At 41.8% G+C, this 23,190-nt stretch carries 17 protein-coding genes and 1 riboswitch; of the genes, 14 read left to right on the forward strand and 3 right to left on the reverse strand.

What is annotated here, in order from left to right:
• The first annotated feature begins 124 nt into the window (after positions 1-124).
• From ACYQ1I_RS00005 to ACYQ1I_RS00040, 8 genes are all read left to right on the forward strand, one after another.
• Positions 125-511 (forward strand): nucleotidyltransferase substrate binding protein, encoded by a 387-nt coding sequence (locus ACYQ1I_RS00005; RefSeq protein WP_459761520.1) that lies wholly within the window; start codon positions 125-127, stop codon positions 509-511.
• Between the two features lie 379 nt (positions 512-890).
• On the forward strand, positions 891-2,726 hold the full coding sequence (locus ACYQ1I_RS00010; protein ID WP_459761521.1) for a S8 family serine peptidase: 1,836 nt from the start codon (positions 891-893) through the stop codon (positions 2,724-2,726).
• A 201-nt stretch (positions 2,727-2,927) separates the two neighbouring features.
• A riboswitch (cobalamin riboswitch) is annotated at positions 2,928-3,122 on the forward strand.
• Between the two features lie 215 nt (positions 3,123-3,337).
• Positions 3,338-4,150, forward strand: a complete 813-nt coding sequence (locus ACYQ1I_RS00015; protein ID WP_459761522.1) for a DUF4430 domain-containing protein — start codon at positions 3,338-3,340, stop codon at positions 4,148-4,150.
• Positions 4,151-4,237: 87 nt separating this feature from the next.
• Positions 4,238-9,649 (forward strand): S-layer homology domain-containing protein, encoded by a 5,412-nt coding sequence (locus ACYQ1I_RS00020; protein WP_459761523.1) that lies wholly within the window; start codon positions 4,238-4,240, stop codon positions 9,647-9,649.
• Positions 9,650-9,753: 104 nt separating this feature from the next.
• Complete coding sequence (locus ACYQ1I_RS00025) at positions 9,754-10,632, forward strand: DUF4430 domain-containing protein (RefSeq protein ID WP_459761524.1); 879 nt, start codon at positions 9,754-9,756, stop codon at positions 10,630-10,632.
• Positions 10,632-11,522, forward strand: a complete 891-nt coding sequence (locus ACYQ1I_RS00030) for an energy-coupling factor transporter transmembrane component T (protein ID WP_459761525.1) — start codon at positions 10,632-10,634, stop codon at positions 11,520-11,522. Before ACYQ1I_RS00025 ends, ACYQ1I_RS00030 begins: the two co-directional genes overlap by 1 nt.
• Positions 11,495-13,165 (forward strand): ABC transporter ATP-binding protein, encoded by a 1,671-nt coding sequence (locus ACYQ1I_RS00035; protein ID WP_459761526.1) that lies wholly within the window; start codon positions 11,495-11,497, stop codon positions 13,163-13,165. Before ACYQ1I_RS00030 ends, ACYQ1I_RS00035 begins: the two co-directional genes overlap by 28 nt.
• Positions 13,147-13,872 carry an ECF transporter S component gene (locus ACYQ1I_RS00040; RefSeq protein ID WP_459761527.1) on the forward strand — a complete coding sequence of 242 codons (726 nt, stop codon included), beginning with the start codon at positions 13,147-13,149 and terminating at the stop codon, positions 13,870-13,872. The genes ACYQ1I_RS00035 and ACYQ1I_RS00040 overlap by 19 nt, the downstream gene beginning before the upstream one ends.
• A gap of 61 nt (positions 13,873-13,933) precedes the next feature.
• Here the strand turns inward: ACYQ1I_RS00040 and ACYQ1I_RS00045 are convergent, their stop codons facing one another.
• Genes ACYQ1I_RS00045 through ACYQ1I_RS00055 form a run of 3 tightly spaced genes read right to left on the reverse strand, consistent with a single transcriptional unit; the run spans position 13,934 to position 16,861 of the window.
• Positions 13,934-14,785 (reverse strand): glycine betaine ABC transporter substrate-binding protein, encoded by an 852-nt coding sequence (locus ACYQ1I_RS00045; protein ID WP_459761528.1) that lies wholly within the window; start codon positions 14,783-14,785, stop codon positions 13,934-13,936.
• Between the two features lie 14 nt (positions 14,786-14,799).
• Positions 14,800-15,672, reverse strand: coding sequence for an ABC transporter permease (locus ACYQ1I_RS00050; RefSeq protein WP_459761529.1), 873 nt, complete (start codon positions 15,670-15,672; stop codon positions 14,800-14,802).
• Positions 15,659-16,861 (reverse strand): quaternary amine ABC transporter ATP-binding protein, encoded by a 1,203-nt coding sequence (locus ACYQ1I_RS00055; RefSeq protein ID WP_459761530.1) that lies wholly within the window; start codon positions 16,859-16,861, stop codon positions 15,659-15,661. The genes ACYQ1I_RS00050 and ACYQ1I_RS00055 overlap by 14 nt, the downstream gene beginning before the upstream one ends.
• Before the next feature lie 464 nt (positions 16,862-17,325).
• On the opposite strand from ACYQ1I_RS00055, the gene ACYQ1I_RS00060 reads away from it, so the two are divergent.
• The 6 genes from ACYQ1I_RS00060 to ACYQ1I_RS00085 all read left to right on the forward strand — a co-directional run bounded on the left by ACYQ1I_RS00060 (position 17,326) and on the right by ACYQ1I_RS00085 (position 23,176).
• Complete coding sequence (locus tag ACYQ1I_RS00060; protein ID WP_459761531.1) at positions 17,326-17,583, forward strand: hypothetical protein; 258 nt, start codon at positions 17,326-17,328, stop codon at positions 17,581-17,583.
• Between the two features lie 437 nt (positions 17,584-18,020).
• Positions 18,021-19,541 carry an aspartate ammonia-lyase gene (locus tag ACYQ1I_RS00065; RefSeq protein ID WP_459761532.1) on the forward strand — a complete coding sequence of 507 codons (1,521 nt, stop codon included), beginning with the start codon at positions 18,021-18,023 and terminating at the stop codon, positions 19,539-19,541.
• 44 nt (positions 19,542-19,585) lie between these two features.
• Positions 19,586-20,305, forward strand: coding sequence for a 4Fe-4S dicluster domain-containing protein (locus tag ACYQ1I_RS00070; protein ID WP_459761533.1), 720 nt, complete (start codon positions 19,586-19,588; stop codon positions 20,303-20,305).
• Between the two features lie 14 nt (positions 20,306-20,319).
• On the forward strand, positions 20,320-21,933 hold the full coding sequence (locus ACYQ1I_RS00075) for an FAD-binding protein (protein ID WP_459761534.1): 1,614 nt from the start codon (positions 20,320-20,322) through the stop codon (positions 21,931-21,933).
• Positions 21,934-21,971: 38 nt separating this feature from the next.
• On the forward strand, positions 21,972-22,763 hold the full coding sequence (locus tag ACYQ1I_RS00080; protein WP_459761535.1) for a CoB--CoM heterodisulfide reductase iron-sulfur subunit B family protein: 792 nt from the start codon (positions 21,972-21,974) through the stop codon (positions 22,761-22,763).
• A 23-nt stretch (positions 22,764-22,786) separates the two neighbouring features.
• Positions 22,787-23,176 (forward strand): 4Fe-4S dicluster domain-containing protein, encoded by a 390-nt coding sequence (locus ACYQ1I_RS00085; RefSeq protein ID WP_459761536.1) that lies wholly within the window; start codon positions 22,787-22,789, stop codon positions 23,174-23,176.
• The last annotated feature ends 14 nt before the right edge of the window (positions 23,177-23,190 follow it).

Below are 23,190 nucleotides of genomic sequence, written 5' to 3' on the forward strand. Positions count from 1 at the left end.
TGGGCGCTGTTCTGTGCTGATATAGAGGAAATTAATACATTGAAAAAAATAGATGTTGTATTTATAAGAGAGCATACAGATAAATTATTGGTAAGAAGTATTCAGGAAGAGGGTGTGACGATCTATGAATAAGTTAGACAATAAATTGTTTAATTTTAAGAACGCATTGGCAAGATTAAAGGAAGCCGTCGACCAATATAAGCTCCATAACAGCAGCATTATTCGTGACGGGCTTATACAAAGATTTGAATTTACCTATGAGCTTTCCTGGAAAACCACTAAGGTATATCTTGAAAATTTAGGGATTGCAGATAAAAATTCACCCAAAGCAGTTATTAAAGAGGCCTACGCCCAGGGGCTCATTAGTAATGAAGAAAACTGGCTCCTTATGTTAAATGATAGAAATATGACCTCCCATATTTATCAAGAAACCATGGCTGTGGAAATCGCTGAAAGAATCGTAGATATCTATGTTAGTGAATTTCAAATGCTTTTAAGTAAAATTCAATAGAAATTACAAAACAACCTTTGGTGAATTCTTTAAAGAAATTTTTCTAGGGGTTGTTTTTGATTAGAATAAACATTTTCTAAATGATTATTTACCCTAAATTCTCTCATCTAAAATATGAATAAGTCTAAAATCATAATAAAATTTTTTCAAAAATTGGTTGATTTGGAAAAAAGAGCATGATATCCTAATGTTGAAAGATATGGTAGAATCTTTACGGATTTTATAAAGCAAAATATAACGAAATAAAAAGCATGTAGAAATAAAATAACTAATTATGTCTGAAGTAAATAATACTAAAGAAGATAGATGGGAGGAGGTAGTATATTTAGTTAATTAGTTTAGCAGTATTACAAAATATTATGGAAAGGAGAATAAAAAAATGACTAAAAGGATAGCCATAATGTTGTTAGCAGGTGCAATAGCTTTATCTGGAATAACCTATGCAAGTTCAAGTGAACAGGGACTTACCATCGACATTGATAAAATAGATATTATTAAGCTAAGTGAAGAAAATATTTATCGTGATGGAGAGGAACCTAAAGTGCAAATTATTGTATCAGAACAAAAAGTACAAAAAGCAGAATCAGATATATCGAAAATAACCTTCATGCTGGAACAAGAAATTAAAGCCAATAAAAAAATGAGTACATTAGGTATTAATGTAAATGTTGTAGTCCATTTTGATTATTCTTCGGAAGATTTTGAAAAAGCTTTTAAAGAAATTTTTGGTGATTCTTTAACTATAATAAAAGAAAAGCACGGTCTATATCTCGTTGAAAATATTACGAGTGAGCAATTAAGTAAGCTAGAAAAAATGGATGAAGTTCTGTATATTGCCTCAACTAATAATTTTTCTCTTCCAGATGAACCAGCTTCATGGAATGAGAATGAAGATAATGAGATCGGTATTAACCTTAATGCAGCAACGGATATGATAGGTGTAAAAAAAGCTAGGAAGGATTTTAAAGTTACTGGTGATTTAGATGGAAGAGAGAATTCTTACTCTAAGAATGATGTTGTAATTGCTGTTATGGACACAGGAATTGATGCTGAACACGTTGACTTAGATGGAGGCAAAGTAATTGGTTGGTATGATGCTGTTAACGGTGAACTTGATCCTTATGATGATCATGGACATGGTACCCACGTTGCTAGTATTGCAGCTGGCACTGGAGAAGGAGATCCAGGAATTCAGGAAGGAGTTGCCCCGGGGGCAGCCCTTGTAGGAATAAAAACTTTGCCTGAGGCTGGGAAGAAGGGAAATCCTGCAGATACATTAAGAGGATTAAGATGGATTCTTCAAAATTTAGATACATATGGTATTAATGTTGTTAATATGAGTATTGGGACTAGTGCTTCCTACGAAGCGAGAAAAGAGATAATTGAGGTGATTAATGAAATCGATGCCCAAGGAGTTCCAGTCTTTGTTTCAGCAGGTAATGATGGTAATAAACCACCATATTATGACACTTTATCGACTTACGCTAAATATACTTCTACTTCTGTGGGGAATATTAAAGACCCTTATGAAGGGGGATGGGGCTTATCAGAAAGTTCCTCCCGTGGGACTGATAGAAATGTATCCTATAACAACGGTCCTTACGTTGTACTTCCAGGGTATAATATAAGGGCGGCAGCAGCTAACACAGGTAGTGAGTATACAGTAAAATCAGGTACTTCAATGTCTGCGCCTATGCTTTCAGGCGTTTATGCACTTATGTATGATGCAGCATATTCTCTGGGACAATCAACTACAATAAGGTTTAGTGGAACAGATATGGGTGAAATAGGTTACGATAAGAACTATGGCAATGGAAGAATACTGGCATATGATTCCATTAAGAATGCAGCCCAAGGCTCAGGCTCTTTCAATACTTATCGAACATATATATGTATACCTGATGGATACGTTTCGTACGGAAAGGTAGTTTTGTACCCTATAGGTGTTAATTCTGGAGAAGCAGATTTGAATGTCACCATGATAGTATTAGATGAAAATGAAGAAAATCTTGACATAGTTATATGGGCACCAGGCGATGACCCTTATCAAGGGGCGCCATCAACCTATTGGATAAAAGAAAATAAAGCTATACCCCAAGAACACTTTAGCCTATCTAATCCACCTACCGGTACTTATTATATAGGCGTTTATGGAGCAGATGATTCAGCCAATTACTCACTAGAAATTACAGGGCATCAATTATCAATTAATTAGTAATAAAATATAAACTTAACTTAGTTTATATTTTTATAATGAAAAGAAGCTATCTCTATCTCTCTGAAAAAGCCTTAGTTAATTCCTAAGAAAGAATTAATCTAAGGCTTTTTTATTGACTGTATTAAAGAATAGGCCTTAAAAGGAAATTTTTACATGACAAGTCATATTTTATAAGATATAATGTATGTGAAAACTGAATAGCTGAAACAGGTGCCAATTATGGTTTTTTATGGGAAGTAATTATTAATTGGTGAAAAGGGAAGTTGGGTGAAAATCCCACGTGGTCCCGCCGCTGTAAAAGAGGAGTCCTTACAGAATACCACTGGTAACATGGGAAGGTTGTAAGGATGATGACGCTTGAGCCAGAAGACCTGCCTGTTTTGTATGCACCATTTTACTCTACGGTCGATGGGGGGTGTTTTAAGATGCATGCTGCAATGTATGGTTTACATATTGACAGGCATGACATAAGGATTAAAAATGCTAAAAAACCTCTTAATGATTCAAGTTGAGAGGTTTTATTTTGTTAAAATTTAATAGGATTCGATCAATAAAGCAATTTTATTTGCCCCTGAAGGATACAAAATTCTTATGTGAGGTGGTTAATAATGAGAAGATCGATTAAAAAATTATCAATTATAGTAACCCTAGTGATGATTATATCTATGATGTTTTCAGCTACAGCCTTTGCAGCTTCTAAAACTGTCACAATTAGAATACAAGGCTATCATGACGGGAACGGAGAAATTTTAGATGAATATGAGGTTGTGCTAACTGATACAACAGGATTCACAGTAATGGATGCCTTTGAAGAAGCAGCCACAGACAATTCAATCAGCTATACGGAATCCGGTGGCTATGTAAGCGCCGTTGCAGGACAAACTGATCAGGATTATCCCAGTTCATTCTTCGGAGGCTGGATGTATAGAGTATGGGATACAAATGATCAATCGGCTTCTCCTACATTAGATGAGTTGCCAAGTGTTGGGGCAGCAAGCTATACCCTAAATGATGGGGATAAAATAAGTTGGTATTATGCCCTGCCTGAGTATACCTATTATACCTGCTTAAGCAATTACAGCAGCATTAATTCAACCTATAACGAAAACAGCTCCTTTGATGTTACTGTAAAGGGACAAATCTTTACTGACCTATGGAATTGGACAATAAGCCCCTTTGAAGAATTAGGCAGTGCCACCGTTGTGGTTGAGCGGGTATCCGATGGAGCAATCCTTGCTTCAAGCACAACAGCCACAAGCGGAGCCAATAAAGGGAAGGCAACAATCACCCTGCCCAGCGTTACGGCAGATACGGAATGCTACGTATATGTACAGGACAGCTATTATACCTCAGGCAGTGAAGCCGATGGAATACAACATGTCAAATCATGGAGAAAGCCAATCACAATATTAAATAATTAAAGTCGTTTTAATTCAGTTGTAAAGTAACAAAATTCAGGGGCAAATAAATTTGCTCATATTATCAATAAGCTAGGAGATGAGTTTGTAATGAGAATAAGGCATAAAAGAACGATTTCCTTTTTAATCATGTTGGCCATGGTGTTGGGAAATCTATTTATACCCCAGGGCTTGAATATCTTTGGCAATGGCCCCCTGACAGCCTACGCCGATACTGCCCTCAGCAATGTAACCCTTGAACTAAGCACAGTGACAGTCTATCCTGGGGATACCGTAACGGCCAGTGTTTACGGAAACCCCAATGAGGATTACGGATTAGGAATTTTCCTCCCCGACACCAGTGATATTTATGAAACTCCATCAGATCGCTGGATAGACATTCCCGTAACAACCGATCTGGAGGGAAAGGTCGATCATGAAATATCGATTCCCGAGGATATGGCTCCCGGAGAATACGATCTAGGGATTTATGACACAAATGACCCCCAAACCCCCAGGTTTCAGACGGTTAGATTTACAGTAGAGGCCAAGCCCCTGGAAAATTTGAGGGAAAGGGTAGCGTCTGCCATAGAAGGGGCCAGCAATGTTGTTGTTACCAACCATTACAGTATGGACTGGGCGGCAATTGGTCTGGCAAGGGCAGGTAAAGGCCAGCTGATTCCAGCAGATTACCTTAAGGAAATAGAGGCTAATTTAAAAAATCCTGATAATAATAATACTTATTATAATAAACCCACAGAATTTCAGCGAATGACCTTAGGAATACTGGCTGCAGGGGGAGACCCCACCAATATTGCAGGGTATAATTTAATCAAACAAATCTACACTGCTGATTTAGAGAGTCAAGGATTAAATGCTATCGTTTTCGGCTTGCTTGCCTACGATTCAGGGGAATATCAAATTCCTGCCGATGCAAGATGGACCAGAGAAAAGCTGATTAACCGTCTGGTGGATGCCCAATGCACCGAAGGCGGAGGATGGAATTTAAGTGGGGATGGCTTAGGTAATGCAGACCCCGATATGACAGGAATGGCAATGACGGCCCTTGCCCCATACAATAACTCCGATTATCCAGCGGTGCAGGCGGCTATTTCAAAGGCTGCAGATCGGCTTTCAGAGATACAGGAGCCTGGGGGAGGATATAATTCCTGGGGTACAATCAATTCAGAAAGCTGTGCCCAGGTAATTATGGGGCTGGCTTCCAATGGGATTGACCCCACAGGCGAAAGGTTTAGCAAGGATGGGAAAAATGTTGTTGATGCCCTATTAACCTTTGAGGTTCCCGGCGGAGGCTTTGCCCATGCTGAGTTTAGAGGGAACCTAACCCTCAATGGGATGGCCACTGAGCAGGCCCTCTATGCCCTGGATCAATATATTTACTTTTTAGAGGGAAAGGGCTCTATCTATCATTGGGGAAAACAAGCACCCATAGAAAATGGACAGGCCATTGTAAGGATTGAAGGCAAGGATCAGGTGATTTTAACTGATGCTGTCGTTCCCCTTAAAAAAGGAAAGCACACCGTTAAGGACGTTGTCAAGGAAGCCCTGGACGCAAAAGGAATCAGCTATACTGAAAATGCCAGGGGCTTTAGTATGATTAATCAAGAGATGGCAGATCCAGCTAAGGAAGAGGCCTGGCTATCCTCTGTAGAAAACGGACGAACCATCAGGGATTTATCTTCAAGATATGTAAGCAATGGGGAATCCATTATTATCTACTTAGGAAAAGATACTGGGGACTTTTACTATACCTGGCTGGGAATTCCCTTTAGCTCTAGGGGAACGAATCCCTCTATCTTCACGCCACAGGAGATCACCATCTATTCGGGGGCAGACCTCACCCTGACTGCCCAGGGATATAGCCTTGGTGAAGAGGATGAAATCAACACAGTTGCCAATGCCGCCGTATATGTTAATGGTAAGTCCGATCAGGGACTATTAACTGACGAATCGGGGGAAGTAACCGTTAATTTCAGTCAGGCGGGAAGCTATGAGGTGACCATAAAAGGGGATAATATTCGATCGGCCCATTTTCTCATAAAGACCGTGGCCGATACAGAGCCTCCAACAGCAAATATAACAAATCAGGTTAAGGATGTCATTACCACCGATGTGATTCCTGTCTTCTATATTACTCCTGCAGACAATAAGGATGAGGCTGTAGACATTACAATGGTTGTTAAGCTTAATGGAAAGGTGCTAACAGCTAAATCTGTCAACACCAGAGGGCGACATGAGTTTAGGGACACCAGCTTTGACAAGCATATTAATATATTAGAGGTAATCGTAACCGATACCGCAGGAAACACCGCAACCATAAGACGAGAAGTAACTAATTCCAATAAACCTGTTGATCCGGAGCCTGAACCAGAGCCGGAGCCGGAGATCATAGATATTCCTGTTAATGAAGATTTCAAATATAAGATACCGGTAGATGATAGCAATAAGGTCTTCTTGCTTCAGATTCCTGAGAATAATAGTGCCAGGGTGATGGTTGAGCTGCCCCACAACAGCAGCTTACCTGAAATTAAGGCAGAAAAGGGCATTATCTCTGCTATGATTCCCAAAGGGGCCATTGTCACCAGTGGGGATTCCTCAGCTATAGAATTGATGACCACAAAGGATACTGGAGATACAGCTATAAAAGCTAAGGTTAATACAGTGGTGCCAGCCGGTAGAAAGCTTGATAAAATCCATTCTGTTTCCACCATGGGGGGCAATGGCAGAGTAGAATTTAGTGATTACGTTACGATCGACTTTGCTGGAATGAAGGGAATGGAAGCGGCTTATATTGAAAATGGCAAGCTGTATCCTATTCAAAAATATGCCAGTGATTCCGAAGGAAAAAATGGTGGAAAAACAGATTATTTCTATTACAATGGCAACAATCTGATTATTAAAACCAAACACTTTACTGATTTTGTAATCTACTCCACAAGCACAGAGGGTACCCCCGGAGGTGGAACAGATCCTGATACCAAGGAGTATGTCACCTTATCTGTAGATAAAAAGACCATTAATAAGGGCTATGTTATTTCTTCTAGAAAAGTAGAATTAGAGGAGGGAGACAACGCCTGGACAGTATTGAAAAGGGTATTGGACGATGAAGGAATAGATTGTGATTATAAGTATTACAAAGAATTTGACAGTATTTATGTACAATCCATCGATGGGGATGGTGAATTCGACCACGGCAGCGGCAGCGGCTGGATGTATAATGTAAATGGCTGGTATCCTAACTATGGAGCAAGTAAATATGAGCTGGAGGATGGGGACAGGCTTGAATGGCGGTATACCACTAATTTAGGAAAGGATCTGGGAGAAGATCTTAGTGAATGGGATCCCGATGATAAGGATGATTCCTCCAAGGGCCATGTGGTTAATTCAGAGGATGGCAAATCTGTGGTGGAGGTTCCTAAGGATATTGATAAGGATTTCATCATAAGGATTTCAAAGAATATAGCGAAAGATCAAGACATAACAATTAATGTTCCTAAGGTTCAGTCAAAGGTAGTTCTTGATGTAAACGAAGTAAAATCCAATATTCCTAAAACGATCATTAACAAAGAAAACTTATCATTTGTTATTGAAAAGGGAACAAAGCTGAAATTTGGGTCCAGTCAAATAGAGCTCTTTACAGAGATTGGCTCAGAAGATGAAAAAATTCAAATGCTGGTAGAAGCAGGTTTGGGTAATAGCATTAATAAAAATTCAATTGATATCTTCTTTATGGGTCATAGGCAGTATCCACAAATATTTGACAAGCCGGTAACCTTCATCATTGAAGGAGGAAAAGAACGATTAGCAGGCTTTATTGAAGAGGATGGCTATAAAGCGATTCAGCTCTATAAGACTGAGGAAGCAGGGGCACAAGCAACTCAAGATCAGGAATTGAAGGTCTACGGTTACCTCAAGGGAGAGGATTTGATCGTCAAGACAAATTACCTTACTACCCTTGTACTATATAGTATTGAGAAGGAACCCCAGGGTAGTCAGAAGGGGCTAGAGAAATACTACAAGGATGCAAATACCATTTCATCTTGGGCCTACGAAGCGATTGATGAGGCAACCCAAAAAGGTTTGATCCAGGGAAACAATGGACAATTCAGTCCCAAGGCCGATATTACCAGAGCGGAATTTGCTAAACTAATGGTCTCTGCCCTAGGACTTGAGGTTAATGTAGACAAGGCCATTGATTTTTCCGATGTTGGAGTAAATGATTGGTTCTATTCCTATATCAATGCCGCCTATGGGGCGGGAATTGTATCGGGAGACGGCAACCGCTTCTATCCCCATCAAAATATCACCCGTGAAGAGATGGCAGTGATCCTGGTAAGGGCCTTGAATATGGAGGCAGCCAAGCCGGATACAGCTATTAAGGATATGAATCGGGTATCAAGCTGGGCTAAGGATGCAGTGGAAACCATTGTTGCCCAGGGTTTAATGGTGGGTCATAATGATGAATTTAATCCTAAGGATTTTGCCACAAGGGAAATGGCCACGGTTGTCGCCATGAGGGCCCACAGCTTTCAAGGGGCAGAAAAACCCGCAGCTGTCGAAGAAATTCAGGCCATAAAGGAAGAAAAGCCAGAGAACAATGAGGTTAAGCAATACATTGAGGAAACAGGGGCATTAATGCAGCGGACCATCACCAATCCAGTTGTGGCAAGCGTTGGGGGAGAATGGACAGTTCTTTCCCTGGCCCGTTCCCATGTTGAGGTGCCCGAGGGCTATTTTGTAAAATACTATACAAATGTAGAGAAAAAGCTTAAGGAGACCGACGGAAAGCTGCACCGCATTAAATATACCGAGTATGACAGGGTGATTCTGGCCCTGACCTCCATCGACAAAGGGGTTACCGATGTAGCAGGCTATGACCTGACCAAGCCCCTGGCGGATTTCAACACCTTAATTAAGCAGGGCTTAAATGGACCGATCTGGGCCTTGATCGCCCTGGACAGTAAGGGCTATGAAATTCCCATTGATCCAGAGGTTGAAGTGCAAACCACAAGACAGATGTTAATTGATTACATTCTAGCTAAGGAAATTCCAGGTGGAGGTTGGTCCTTAACCTCAGAGGCTCCGGCAGATACAGACATTACTGCCATGGCACTGCAGGCTCTATCTAAATATCAGGACCAGGAAAAGGTAAGGGCTGCCACCGGTCGGGCTTTACATTTTCTATCCACCACACAGCAGGACGATGGCAGCTTTATGAGCAGCTGGGGAGATGAAGAAAGCAGTGAAAGTATTGCCCAGGTAATCGTTGCCCTTACTTCCTTGAATATTGACCCCAAAAAGGACAAGAGGTTTATCAAAAATGGAAGAGACGCCATAACAGCCCTGCTGGAGTTTTATGTAGAGGGTGGGGGCTTTAAACATATTTTATCAGGAGAGCTGGACCCCATGGCTACGGATCAGGGAATGTATGCCCTTATTGCCTATGACAGATTTATCAATGGTAAAAATCAGCTTTATGATATGGGCAGTGAAAGGGATTAATGGGGATTAATGTATTACGCCATATCTGAAACAATTATCTGAAAAAGCTAAGCAAGGGTAGCGTTATTACCCTTGCTTAGAAATTTGAGGTGAAAAATAGCGATATGAAGAAGAAAAAATGGTTGGTAGGAATTTTAATCATTAGTCTATTGTCCCTTGCCTACTTTTGGGACGAAATCCATTTAAAAAGAGGAGAAGATTCAGGGGAAAGTATTTCGGCGGCCCAAGCAGTTGGTGACCTGGATGCTAATAAATCCTTGAAAACAGAGGAAGAAATAGATCAACAGAACGAAGGGGAGAAGTCTATAGAGGAGGCTGAGGAGCCTGAGGTACAGGCTAATGAAAAGGCAAAGGCTCATCTGGAATCCCAGGAAGGGCTTCCCCTGGAAAAAGAGCAGAAAAAGGAAAAAGAAACAACGGAAAGGCCAAGGTCTGCCCCTGAAGAGGTAAAGGAAGCTGACTCTAATCCTGAGGGAGGAAAGGATCAATATTTTACTGACCCTGTACCCGAGGGAAAGCCTAAACCTGTGGAATGGCAGAATACTGTCGTTAACAAAGAAGAGGAATTAACCGTTACCCTATCCGTAACCTGCGAAACCATTTTAGACAATTTAGACATATTTGATAAGGATAAGCTTGAGGTGCTGCCCCAGGACGGTGTAATTTATCCTGCCCAATCTGTAACCTTCTATGAGGGAGAATCGGTCTTTGATGTTTTGTTGAGGGAGATGCAGAATAATAAAATCCACATGGAATTTGTTATGACACCAATTTATAACAGTAACTACGTGGAGGGGATTAATAATCTCTATGAATTTGACTGCGGAGAGCTTAGCGGCTGGATGTATAAAGTAAATGGCTGGTTCCCTAACTATGGCAGCAGTCGATACCCGCTACAGGATGGAGATGTGGTGGAATGGATATATACCTGTGATTTAGGCCGTGATATCGGCGGCTGGACGGCAGTGGGAGGGACGGAATAATGAAGGACACCTTTTCTACCTATCATCCCATTGTCAATTTTACCTATTTCACAGCCGTCATCATTTTCGCCATGTTTTTTATGCATCCAGTATTACAGGGAATTGCCTTTTTCAGTGCCTTTCTCTATTCATTGATGTTAAAAGGGGTAAAGGCATTGAAATTCAATGTATTATATCTGCTGCCTATGCTGTTATTGATGGCATTATTTAATCCAGCCTTTAATCATCGGGGAGTAACAATTCTGTTCTATTTAAAGGACGGTAATCCCATCACCCTAGAATCCATTGTCTATGGGGGGGCGGCTGCGGTCATGCTGGTTACCGTAATATTATGGTTTTCCTGCTATAATGCGGTGATGACCTCTGACAAATTTATTTATTTGTTTGGAAAAATCATTCCCGGTCTATCATTGATTTTTTCTATGGTTCTTCGCTTTGTCCCTAGGTACAAGGCTCAAATTAAGGTGATTTCCCATGCTCAAAAATGTATCGGCAGAGATGCTTCCCAGGGGAATATTTTCAAAAGGGCCCAGAACGGAATTAAAATTCTATCGATTATGACCACCTGGGCCTTGGAAAATGCCATTGAAACAGCAGATTCCATGAAGGCAAGGGGCTACGGCTTACCTAATCGAAGCAGCTTTTCCCTGTTTCGATTTGATCATCGGGATTGGATTGTCTTTACAGCAATGATGCTATTAATTGCCGTTGTACTGACTGGGGCTGCCATGGGTCAAACCACCATAAGATTTTTTCCCTCTATTAGGTGGAGCAGAGTTACTCCCCTTAGTGTCATATTTTATGCAGCATACTTCTTGCTTACAATGATGCCAACCTTGATCAATATTTTGGAGGAAATAAAATGGAAATCTATCGAATCGAAGGCTTAAGCTTTGCCTATCCAGAAAAAGAAAAAAGCGCTGTGTCTAATATGAACTTAACTGTTGAAGCCGGGGATTTCATTACAATTTGTGGGAAGTCTGGCTGCGGAAAAACTACCCTGCTAAGGCATTTGAAAACCGTTCTGACGCCCCATGGGAAAAGGGAAGGGGAAATCTATTTTTGTGGCCAGGCCCTGGAACAGGTGGACCAGCTTACCCAAGCCGCTGAAATTGGCTATGTGCTCCAAAGTCCGGATAATCAAATTGTTACAGACAAGGTATGGCATGAGCTGGCCTTCGGTTTGGAAAGCCTTGGACATCCTAATCAAACCATCCGCCTACGAGTAGCTGAAATGGCCAGTTTTTTTGGAATTCAATCCTGGTTCCATCGGGATGTGGCTGCCCTTTCCGGGGGACAAAAGCAGCTGTTGAATCTGGCTTCCATTATGGCCATGCAGCCTTCGGTGCTGATTCTGGATGAACCTACTTCCCAATTGGACCCTATTGCAGCCTCGGAATTTATTCAAACCGTGAAAAAAATTAATCAAGAGCTGGGAACAACCATCATTACCACGGCCCATCGCCTGGAGGAGATTCTTCCCCTGTCAGATCGGGTGATTGTGTTGGAAGAAGGACGTATCATAGCTGATGACTCGCCTAAAAATATAGGGGCAAGGCTGCGGGAGATAAATCATCCCATGTTTGACGCAATGACTACGCCCATAAGAATTCATTCGGCAGTAAATAGCAGTTTGCCCTGTCCTGTCACAGTAAAGGAGGGACGAAAATGGCTTGATACTTTCCTTGGGAAAGGGGCCCTAAAGCAATGGGAAAAAGAGGTTGAAAATAACTTCGTTTCTAAGGAACCCATAATCGAGCTTAAGGATGTATGGTTTCGATACGAAAAAAACATGCCCGATGTAATTAAGGATTTGTCATTGAAGGTTAGAAGAGGAGAATTTTACTGCATTGTAGGGGGAAATGGAACAGGTAAAACCACTACCCTTTCCTTGATTGGCGGGATATACAGGCCCTATCGTGGGAAGGTGCTGATTGCCGGACAAAACCTTACAGAAATTAAAGCAAAGGAAAGGTTCAGGAATAATTTAGGGGTGCTGCCTCAAAATCCTCAAAGCCTGTTCGTGAAAAAAACTGTAGAGCTGGACTTATACGAAATGCTCTCTGATACTAAGATGACCAGGGAAGAGAAGGATAGAAAAATAGAAGCGGTCATTGAGCTTGCAGAACTTCAACAGCTGCTTTCCATGCATCCCTATGATCTGAGCGGCGGAGAGCAGCAGCGGGTGGCCCTGGCAAAGGTACTGCTGCTGGAGCCTCAAATATTGCTTCTCGATGAGCCCACAAAGGGACTGGATGAATTGTTCAAGGGAAGGCTTGCCCAGATCCTTAAAAGACTGACAGCAGAAGGAGTAACGGTAGTTATGGTATCCCATGATATCGAGTTTTGTGCAAGGCATGGGGAAATATGCTCGTTATTTTTCGATGGGGGTATCATTACCACCAATAGAACCAGGGAATTCTTTTCTGGAAACAGCTTTTATACCACTGCAGCCAACCGAATGGTACGGCATCTATATCCTGGAGCAATAACTGTAGAGGAAGTGATTGATCTATGTCAGAAAAAGGCTTAGTTAAGAATACTGTCAGCAGGCGCACATTATTGGCAGCCCTGTTGATTCTAGTGGTCATCCCTGCCACCATACTCATTGGAGTATTTTTCTTAGAAGACCGTAAATACTATTTTATCAGCCTTTTAATTATCTTCTATACCTTAATTCCCTTTGCCCTGGTGTTTGAAAAAAGAGGGCCCCAGGCAAGGGAGCTGATGGTCATTGCAGTATTGGCCGCCATTGCGGTGGCAGGGAGGGCTGCCTTTTTCATGCTGCCCCAGTTTAAGCCAGTTGTAGCCATAGTCATTATAGCGGGGGTATGTTTAGGGCCAGAGTCAGGGTTTTTGGTGGGGGCAGTGGCAGGGTTTGTTTCTAACTTTTTCTTTGGTCAAGGACCCTGGACCCCCTGGCAGATGTTTTGCTTTGGCATTATTGGCTTTTTAGCAGGAATTCTGTACCAAAGGGGGGATTTGAAAAAAACGAGACTGTCTCTATGTATCTTCGGTGGACTTACTACCTTCTTTATCTATGGTGGTATCATTAATCTGGGCTCCCTGCTCATCTTTACCGCTCATTTTTCCTGGAAAGCCCTGCTAGCCACCTATATTTCAGGATTTTGGTTTGATATGGTCCATGGAATCGCCACGGTATTTTTTCTATATTTTACTTCTCAGCCAATGATTGAAAAACTAGATCGTATTAAAATTAAGTATGGATTGATTGAATAAATATAAAAAAGCAATAGGTTAAGGAGTATATCCTTATCCCATTGCTTTTTTTTTCATATAATTATTGAATCCACTCGTTAACCTTATCTTGATTGTTATCTACCCATTGCCTGGCAGCGGCCTCGGGAGCCATACCGTCGGCAATCATCACCATGACCTCGGCCATATCGTCGGGGCTCCAATAGAATTTATCCAGCACAGTGTAGACCTCCGGCATGTCTTCTTCAAGGCCGGTTCTTACCAGGGTATGAATATCTTCGTCACCACCATAGACATTTAATGGGTCCTCAAGGAATTTTAAATCCCATCGTGCAAACTTCCAGTGGGGGGTCCAGCCTGTAACAATAATTTCTTCTTCATTATCAATGGCATCGGCCAGGGCCGCAGCCATGGTAGGGTCACTGCCCTCTAATAATTGATAGTTAAGGTTATATTCTTCAATTGCTGCTTCAGTGGTCATCATAATTCCCGCACCAGGGTCAATTCCTGTAATGGTGGCTCCGGCATGTTCACCAGCGACAAGGTCTTCGATGGAGTCGATGTTCATATAATCCGGAACGACCAGACCAATTCGGGTACCATTTAGGTTAGGACCTAAATCCACCAGCTGATCGCCATGCTGGTTCATGTAATCAGCATGGGTTGTAGGCAGCCAGGCCGCCACGGTGGCATCAAAATCCCCCTGGGCTACCCCTTGAAAGAGCAGGGAAGCACTGACATCTACAATGTCTACATCATAGCCTAAATCCTCTAAAACTACCTTTAAAACGTTAGTGCTGGCCACTTCTGAATCCCAGGCAACATAACCGAGCTTTACGGCATCTCCCTTTGATGAACTGCCGCCTGTCCCTGTGCAGGCAACTGAAAAGACCATGATAGCTAATAATAGTAAAAGAAGGCTCTTCTTTTTCATAGTTGGTCAACTCCTTATATCTTTTTATTTTGTTTAGCAATGTTTTGGGTAATTCTGTCCAGAATAATCGCCAGAATTACCACTGCAATACCAGCTTCAAAGGCTGAACCAAGCTGTAGTCTTTGAATCCCATACCATACATTTCGTCCCAGACCGCCGGCACCAATCATAGCTGATATAACCACCATTGATAGGGCTAGCATAATGGTTTGGTTTACCCCCGCCATAATGGTAGAAAGGGCCAGGGGCAGCTGAACCTTAATCAGCTTTTGCATGGTGGTTGATCCGAAGGCGTCAGAGGCCTCAATCAACTCACTGGGTACCTGGCGAATTCCCAAGCTGGTTAAACGAATAGAAGGTGGGATGGAGAATATAACGGTGGCAAAAACCCCGGGTACTCTACCGATATTAAATAATGAAACTGCCGGAATCAAATAGACAAAGGCAGGCATCGTCTGCATTAAATCCATTAAAGGCATGACAATCTTATGCAATACTGTATTTCTGGCAGTAAGTATTCCCAGAGGAATACCGATTAAAATGGATATTAGTGTGGAAATAAGGACCAAAATAGTAGTTGAGATTGTCGGTTCCCAAAGCTGAAGATTATAAATTATATATAGACCTAAAAAGGATAAAATCCCAACAGATTTTTTTCTGCCTGCAAGCCAATAGCCTAATAGTGCTACGATCACCATCAATACAATCGGTGGAAACCATAGCAATTTCGATTCTAAAAAGGTTAGAATTGAATCCATACGGTCTGAAATAGTTCTGAAAAAACCACGGAAGTTGGTGGTTAGAAAATTAATAAAGGCTTCTATTGCTTCGCCAATGGGCAGCTTTCTGTTTAGCAGGCCATATAGATAGAAATTAATTGTCTCCATTTTCTGTTTCCTCCCCTCTGGCAAGGGCAGCCAAAACGGCTCCCCGAATAATAACACCCTTTAGACGCTGCTGCTCATCAATGACAGCCACAGGGGTTTTGGCCTCGGCCATAATAGAAAATAAATTTACTAATTTTGTGTCTGTTGTTACAGTTGGAATATCAGTCTCCAGAGCCGATTCAAAGGAGCTTTTATTTTCCTTAGCCAATTGCAGAATAGTATCGGCATTAACATATCCCTTTAAAATACGTTGCTTGTCAACAACAAATACCCCCGAAACCTCTTCCTTTTCCATTAATCTTAGGGCGACCCGGGGGCCATCCTTTTGATGGTCAATGGAAACGGGTTTGATCATAATTTCTCCGGCGGTTAAGACCTTTGTTTTATCGACATCCTCTACAAATTTGGCGACATAATCATTGGCAGGATTAATTAAGATATCCTCTGGAGTGCCGATCTGCACGATTTGCCCGTCCTTCATCAGGGCAATTCGATCGCCAATTTTCAAGGCTTCATCCAGGTCGTGGGTAATGAAGATGATGGTTTTATTCATGGCATTTTGAAGCTCCAGCAGCTCGTCCTGCATTTCCTTACGGATTAAGGGGTCGAGGGCACTGAAAGCCTCGTCCATTAATAATATATCGGGCTCAATGGCTAAGGCTCTGGCCAGGCCAACTCTTTGCTGCATTCCCCCACTTAGCTGATTTGGATAGCTGTCTGCCCAGCCTTCCAAGCCAACCAGCTTTAAAGCCTCCAAGGCTTTTTGATTCCGTTGATCCTTTTCAATGCCCTGAACCTCTAAGCCATATTCAACATTTTCCACCACAGTTCTGTGGGGAAATAAAGCAAAGCGTTGGAAGACCATTCCCAGTTTTTTTCTTCTTACCTCCATCAGCTGCTCTTTATTCATCTGTGTAATATCTTCCCCATCTAGAAAGATATGGCCGGAAGTTGAATTAATTAGCCGATTCAGACAACGAATTAGGGTGGATTTACCGCTGCCGGACAGACCCATAACAACAAAGATCTCACCTTCTTCAACGGTAAAGGAAACATCGCCTACACCCACTGCCTGCCTCGTTTCTTTCAGAATTTTATCTTTAGGCACGCCTTTTTTAAGAAGCTCCAAGGCTCTCTCTGGTTTGTTTCCAAAAATCTTGACTAAATTTTCTACTCTAATTTTAGACATACTTTGTACCTCTTTTCTATTTCCAAATTTAGGAAAAATGTAAACCCCCACTATAGTTAATTATCGTAACATATAATTTACAAATTTGCAAAAAAACATTGGTATAAAGTGAGTCGCAAATTCTGGGCAAGGCTAATGTTTTCAAGGGGTATAAAAAAATATAATTTTTTATTATTTCTATATATTTGGAAGCAAAATTGCAATTAATTTTCTAATTTAATATATAACCAAATAAAGTGCTGTAAAACACAAATCGACACATTTCACAATTGCAAGACAATTTATTTCAAAATACAAATTTCTTACAAACCATTAGTTTCCACAGGTAAACCTTGCAAAAAAGATGTTAAAGTCAAAGTGACAAAAATTATATTTTAATCACCCTTTAATACTTACCTGCTTATAATATTAATGACATTTTTAATTGAAGATTATACTCTTATAAGGAAGGGAGGTACAAAAATATGGAGGATATTTTAATTAAAAGTGTAAAAAGTCATCTTTCTGAAAAGAAAGCAGATTCCATTACCATTGATTATGACAATGTGTGTAACTGCTGCAGCTCTTATAAAACTCCCAGGGCTAAATTAGGAAAACCCGAGTATGATAATAATTTTAATACTTATGTTTACGAGGATATTCTATTTTATGTGAATAAGCAGCTGCTCTTTAATAAAGAGCTGGTTACAAGTCAGTTGAGTAGTCTACTGGATGAAGTATAAGCCAAGGGCTGTAGCAAATAATCCCCTCTCAGGTCAATATAGGACTTAAGAGGGGATTATTTTTTTCATAAAAAAAGGAAGTGAATGACAATAGGAAAAATGCTGAATGGTAAATGTACCCAAAATTTAGAAAATTACAAAGATATGAAAATACCTTGCTTTTATTAGGCTACATGTTATAATTATCGCGAAAGGTTAAAAATTTAACGGAATTATTTTCGGTTCAGGTGAAAATCATTATTTATCGTGAAAAAAGATGATTCATATAACAATGAGGCATTACCCGTAAGCAACTTTAAATATTAAATTTAAAGGTTATACGGTTACGGGTGCTGGTGTGCCTGATCACAGATTGTTTTGTTAATTTAGTAACAATATTTTTCTTTGTCTTTAGAATAAAGCTGGTTCAGCTAAAAGAAAAAAGGAGGATGGTTTGTATGTTAGAGAACACAAAAAATTATCTGCTGAAGCATAGGCTGTTTAAGTCTAATTATCCAATGCGGCTTAAACGTATCAAGTCCCTTCGTACCGTCCCACAGTTTAACAAGACCAGGGTGGAATCTGATTCCCTGGGAAGTTTAGAAATACCGGCCAATGCCTATTACGGCATTCAATCTAAAAGAGCTAAGCAAAACTTTTCCTTATCGGGTCTTAGAATACATAAGCAATTGGTGCGAGCAATGGGATTAGTTAAGTATGCTTGTATCGAAGCTAACCTTCGTACCGAAGTCATGCCACAGCAAATTGGTCAGGCCATCAAAATAGCCTGTACAGAATTTATCGCTGGTCAGTATGACGACCAGATCATTGTGGAACCCATTCAAGGAGGTGCAGGCACCTCTATTAATATGAATGTAAACGAAATTTTAGCTAATCGTGCCATAGAAATCCTTGGGGGTGAAAAAGGTCATTATGATATTGTATCTCCCAATACCCATGTGAATATGGCCCAATCCACCAACGACGTAGTGCCAACAGCCTTTAAGGTAGCAGTTCTTATGATGAAAGAAAAACTAATAGACAGCTTAGAAAAGCTACACAAAGCCCTTGTAGAAAAAGAACTGGAGTTTGACGAAATAGTTACCATAGGAAGAACCCATTTACAAGATGCGATTCCCATTCGATTGGGTCAGGAATTCGGAGCCTATGCCCGGTTAATTAATCGAGATATCAATCGTATAAATGAAGCAATGGAAGCCTTATATACCGTTAACCTGGGGGCAACTGCCGTGGGAACAGGCCTTAATGCTGACCCTGCCTATATTCAGGCGGCCATTGAAGAATTGAAAAAGATTACCCACTTAAATATTCGCTTGGCGGAGCACTTAGTAGATGCCACACAAAATACAGATTGCTACGTTCACGTATCGGGTGCGATTCGAACCTGTGCCTTAAATCTGTCTAAGATGTGCAATGACCTAAGGCTGCTGGCCTCAGGGCCCAAATGTGGCTTAATGGAAATTAAGCTGCCTGCGGTACAGCCTGGGTCCTCTATTATGCCAGGCAAGGTTAACCCCGTTATGGTAGAGATGATGAACCAGATCTGCTTTCAAATTCAAGGTAATGATCATGCCATCGCTATGGCTTCAGAAGCAGGACAGTTTCAATTAAATGTGATGGCCCCGGTAATATTTAAAAATTTATTTGAAGCCATTGAAATTTTAACCAATGGGGTTAATGCCCTGACAGAACGTTGTATTCGTGGCATTGAAGTCAATCGAGAGCACTGTAATGAGCTGGTTAATAGCAGTGTTGGAGTAGTAACTGCTTTAAATCCTTACATTGGTTATGAAAAAAGCTCGGAAATTGCCAAAGAAGTATTATCCACCAGACAAACTGTCCGGGAAGTTGTCTTGAAAAAAGGCCTATTAACCGAGGAACAGCTAGATGCTATCCTGAAGCCTAAAGAAATGACAGAACCAGGTATTCCAGGGGCCAAAAAGAAAATCGGTTCCTGAGTATGATGTAATTACCACTACGACTACTTAAAGGGGGTAATCAGGTGACAAAGGATCGTATATTGGAAGTCGAAAAAGAAAGCCCTGTTCAAGGGCGTGAAATGGTAGATATCTATATTATGGGCAAGCGGTATACCGTACCCGGCTCCCTGACCATTATGAAGGGCTTTGAATATGCCGGCTACACGCTGCTAAGGGGTTGTGGCTGCAGAGCAGGCTTTTGCGGAGCCTGTTCTACGGTTTATCGTATCGGTAGGAATCATGAGCTGAAGGTGGGGCTGGCTTGTCAAACTAAGGTAGAAAATGAAATGTACTTAACTCAAATTCCCTTTTATCCCTATCATAGGGTGCAATATAATGTAGAAGAATTAAAGGCTGATAAAGATCAAGTGGTGGCGATTTATCCTGAAATTACGAAATGTCTTGGATGTAATTCATGTAGCAATGTTTGCCCGCAGAATTTAAAAGTAATGAAATATATCGCCCATGCCATTCGAGGAGAAATCTCTAAAGCGGCGGATGAATCCTTTGACTGCCTGATGTGCGGCCTTTGTTCATCCAGATGTCCGGCTAACATCGTTCACTATAAAGTAGGCCTGCTATGCAGGCGCCTCCACGGAAAGTATCTGGCCCCTAATGCCGGCCATTTGCAGGAAAGAATTGATGAAATTGAAGCCGGGGTCTTTGATCAGCCATTAGAGAAGCTGATAAAGGCCGATAAGGAAACCCTGGCTGAAAAATACAATAAGCGTGAAATTGAATAGGGGGGCCTAATACCATGAGTTATACTCCTGCAATGAGAGAATCAATTGAAAAGGTGGAAAAAACCAGAGAAGGGCGATTAGGAAACTATTTTCCCAGAATGACTCCCGAAGAAAAGCAAGAGGTGTTGAGGAACCACCATCCCGATTATATTCAAGGTCAATTTCGGGAGGCTAAAATTGGACCCAATAAAGGGGATCGATTCCCCCATGAGCTGTGCGATATACTGGAGGCTTATCCTAAAATAGATTGGAAGCATTTTACCCCTCAAGAAGCTGATTGTCAGGTGGATGTCCTTGTGATTGGCGGTGGCGGTGCGGGAGCTTCGGCTGCCCTGCTGGCCCATGAAAATGGAGCCAAGGTACTTTTAGCTACCAAGCTTCGTTTTGGAGATTCCAATACAGTAATGGCTCAGGGGGGGATTCAGGCGGCGGATCAGCCCCAGGATTCACCCCCTGTCCATTACTTGGATGTAATGGGAGGAGGACACTATTACAATATTCCTGAGCTGGTAAAGGCCCTGGTATCTGATGCCCCTTCAGTAATTAAGTGGCTGGAAAACCTGGGATGTATGTTTGACAAAGATGCTTCAGGCAATATGGTCACCAATCATGGCGGGGGAACCTCACGAAAAAGAATGCACTCTGCCCGGGATTATACTGGAGCAGAAATTATGCGTACCCTAAGGGACGAGGTTTTATGCCGGGGAATAGATGTCGTTGAATTCAGTCCTGCTGTTGAATTGCTTATGGATGAAAAGGGAAGGGCCGCCGGTGCAATACTATATAATATGGAGACCAATGAATACCAGGTTGTACAGGCAAAAACTGTCATTATGGCTACCGGTGGACTGGGAAGACTTCACACCCAGAATTTCCCCACCTCCAACCATTATGGTGCAACGGCTGATGGATTAGTAATGGCCTATCGGGCAGGGGCTAGGCTTATCTTTATGGATACGGTTCAGTACCATCCAACCGGTGCTTCCTTTCCAGAGCAGGTGGAAGGATTATTGATTACCGAAAAGGTGAGGGGGCTTGGGGCTGAGCCTGTTAATATTGATGGAGAGCAATTTGTTTATCCTCTGGAAACCCGTGATGTGGCAGCCTCTGCCATTATTAGGGAATGTGTCCGGGGCAAGGGAATTACTGCGCCTTCAGGAATGAAGGGGGTATGGCTGGACGCTCCAATGATCGAGAGAATCCATGGAGAAGGTACCATTGAAAGGGAATTGCCGGCGATGCTTAGACAGTTTGCTCGCTTTAATGTGGATATACGCAAAGATCCCATTCTTGTGTACCCCACTTTGCACTACCAAAATGGAGGGGTTTTGATCAACCAAAGGGGAGAAACCTCTGTTGAAAACCTCTATGTGGCAGGTGAAGCCGCTGGGGGTATCCACGGAAGAAATCGTCTTATGGGCAACTCTTTATTAGATATTCTGGTGTTTGGGAGAAGGGCAGGGCTTGACGCAGCCCAAAGGGCCTTATCCATGAAGGATTTTAAGCCCCGTTTACATATTAACCATGTAAAAGATTTTGTCAAGGAGTTAGAAAGCCATAGAATTGAAAAAACCTTCACTTCACCTATTTTGATTCCATTTAGGCACCGGCTCAATCCAACCCGATAGAAAGGGTAGAAAACTAAAACCAAAGGGGAGTGGAAGCTATGCTTGGATATTATCCCGGTTGTACTGTTAGAGCACAAAATGATGATGGCTTTGAAAAACAATCAATGGCAATACTACAGGCCTTTGACATCGATGTCCGGGAGCTAGAGGAATGGGAATGCTGCGGTGCCGTATATCCATTAACAACAGACGAATATGTGCCCCTACTATCTTCTGTAAGGGCCTTGCAAAGAACGAAGGAAGAAGGCCGGGAGGGATTGTTGACGCTGTGCAGTGCCTGCTACCATGTATTGAAGCGAGTCAATTATCGAATGAATAATGACCCGGAAGCTAAAGAGCGTGTAGAAAACTACCTTCAATCAGAATATGACGGAAGTACCAAGGTATATCACCTGATTGAAGTATTACGAGATTTTGTCGGATACGAAAAGCTAAAAGAGAAAGCAGTAGTCCCTTTAAAAGGAGAAAAAATTGCCTGTTATTATGGCTGCCTGTTTCTAAGACCAAAGGAAGAAATCAATCTGGTAGATGCAGAAAATCCGAAGCTAATGGAGGAAATTCTGGAGGCCTTGGGAGCCCAAACGGTGGCATTTTCCTACCGTATCGATTGCTGCGGCACTTATCATGCCTATCAAAGCGAAACCATCTGTCACAGCACCAGTAAGCGGATTGTCATGTCAGCCAAAAGGGCAGGGGCCACCCAAATGGTGACGGCCTGCCCCCTGTGTAAACACAATCTGGAGAAGTGTCAAATAGACTGGGAGGAAAGGGATCGGCTGCCCGTTAACTATATTACCGTTCCGGTTTTTCAAGCCCTGGGAGGCCGATAGTCCCTGGAGAAAGGAGAGATCCTATGCGTTTTCCTCAGAAAACAGCCAGCAGGCGTGAAAAGGAAGAATTGTTGTATATTACACAAAAAGAGGTAAAGGACTGCTACCAATGTATGAAATGCAGCTCCGGGTGCCCTTTTATTGAACAAATGGATTATAAGCCTCATCAAATGATGCTGCTGACAAAGCTAGGTTTATTTGATAAGGTGCTTCAAAGTGAAAGCTTATGGGTCTGTGCCTCTTGCATGACCTGTTCAAGCCGTTGTCCCCGTGATATTGAGCCGGCCAGGATTATTGAAGGTTTTCGGGCTATGGTTCTACGGGAAAAGGATCAAAGTAAGATGGAGCTGATTCAAAAAACAGGTTTGCCTCGACAGGCCCTCATTGCTTCAATGCGAAAATTTGAACGCTAAGGCCATCTTACTAA

Source organism: Alkaliphilus crotonatoxidans (assembly GCF_054658015.1).

Bases quoted from the DNA above. Each gene is read 5' to 3' on its own strand.
- ACYQ1I_RS00075 (WP_459761534.1), top strand. From the start codon at position 20,320: ATGAGTTATACTCCTGCAATGAGAGAATCAATTGAAAAGGTGGAAAAA.
- ACYQ1I_RS00030 (WP_459761525.1), top strand. From the start codon at position 10,632: ATGAAGGACACCTTTTCTACCTATCATCCCATTGTCAATTTTACCTAT.
- ACYQ1I_RS00085 (WP_459761536.1), top strand. From the start codon at position 22,787: ATGCGTTTTCCTCAGAAAACAGCCAGCAGGCGTGAAAAGGAAGAATTG.
- ACYQ1I_RS00020 (WP_459761523.1), top strand. From the start codon at position 4,238: ATGAGAATAAGGCATAAAAGAACGATTTCCTTTTTAATCATGTTGGCC.
- ACYQ1I_RS00045 (WP_459761528.1), bottom strand. From the start codon at position 14,785: ATGAAAAAGAAGAGCCTTCTTTTACTATTATTAGCTATCATGGTCTTT.
- ACYQ1I_RS00065 (WP_459761532.1), top strand. From the start codon at position 18,021: ATGTTAGAGAACACAAAAAATTATCTGCTGAAGCATAGGCTGTTTAAG.
- ACYQ1I_RS00005 (WP_459761520.1), top strand. From the start codon at position 125: ATGAATAAGTTAGACAATAAATTGTTTAATTTTAAGAACGCATTGGCA.
- ACYQ1I_RS00055 (WP_459761530.1), bottom strand. From the start codon at position 16,861: ATGTCTAAAATTAGAGTAGAAAATTTAGTCAAGATTTTTGGAAACAAA.
- ACYQ1I_RS00080 (WP_459761535.1), top strand. From the start codon at position 21,972: ATGCTTGGATATTATCCCGGTTGTACTGTTAGAGCACAAAATGATGAT.
- ACYQ1I_RS00050 (WP_459761529.1), bottom strand. From the start codon at position 15,672: ATGGAGACAATTAATTTCTATCTATATGGCCTGCTAAACAGAAAGCTG.
- ACYQ1I_RS00025 (WP_459761524.1), top strand. From the start codon at position 9,754: ATGAAGAAGAAAAAATGGTTGGTAGGAATTTTAATCATTAGTCTATTG.
- ACYQ1I_RS00010 (WP_459761521.1), top strand. From the start codon at position 891: ATGACTAAAAGGATAGCCATAATGTTGTTAGCAGGTGCAATAGCTTTA.
- ACYQ1I_RS00015 (WP_459761522.1), top strand. From the start codon at position 3,338: ATGAGAAGATCGATTAAAAAATTATCAATTATAGTAACCCTAGTGATG.
- ACYQ1I_RS00060 (WP_459761531.1), top strand. From the start codon at position 17,326: ATGGAGGATATTTTAATTAAAAGTGTAAAAAGTCATCTTTCTGAAAAG.
- ACYQ1I_RS00035 (WP_459761526.1), top strand. From the start codon at position 11,495: ATGGAAATCTATCGAATCGAAGGCTTAAGCTTTGCCTATCCAGAAAAA.
- ACYQ1I_RS00040 (WP_459761527.1), top strand. From the start codon at position 13,147: ATGTCAGAAAAAGGCTTAGTTAAGAATACTGTCAGCAGGCGCACATTA.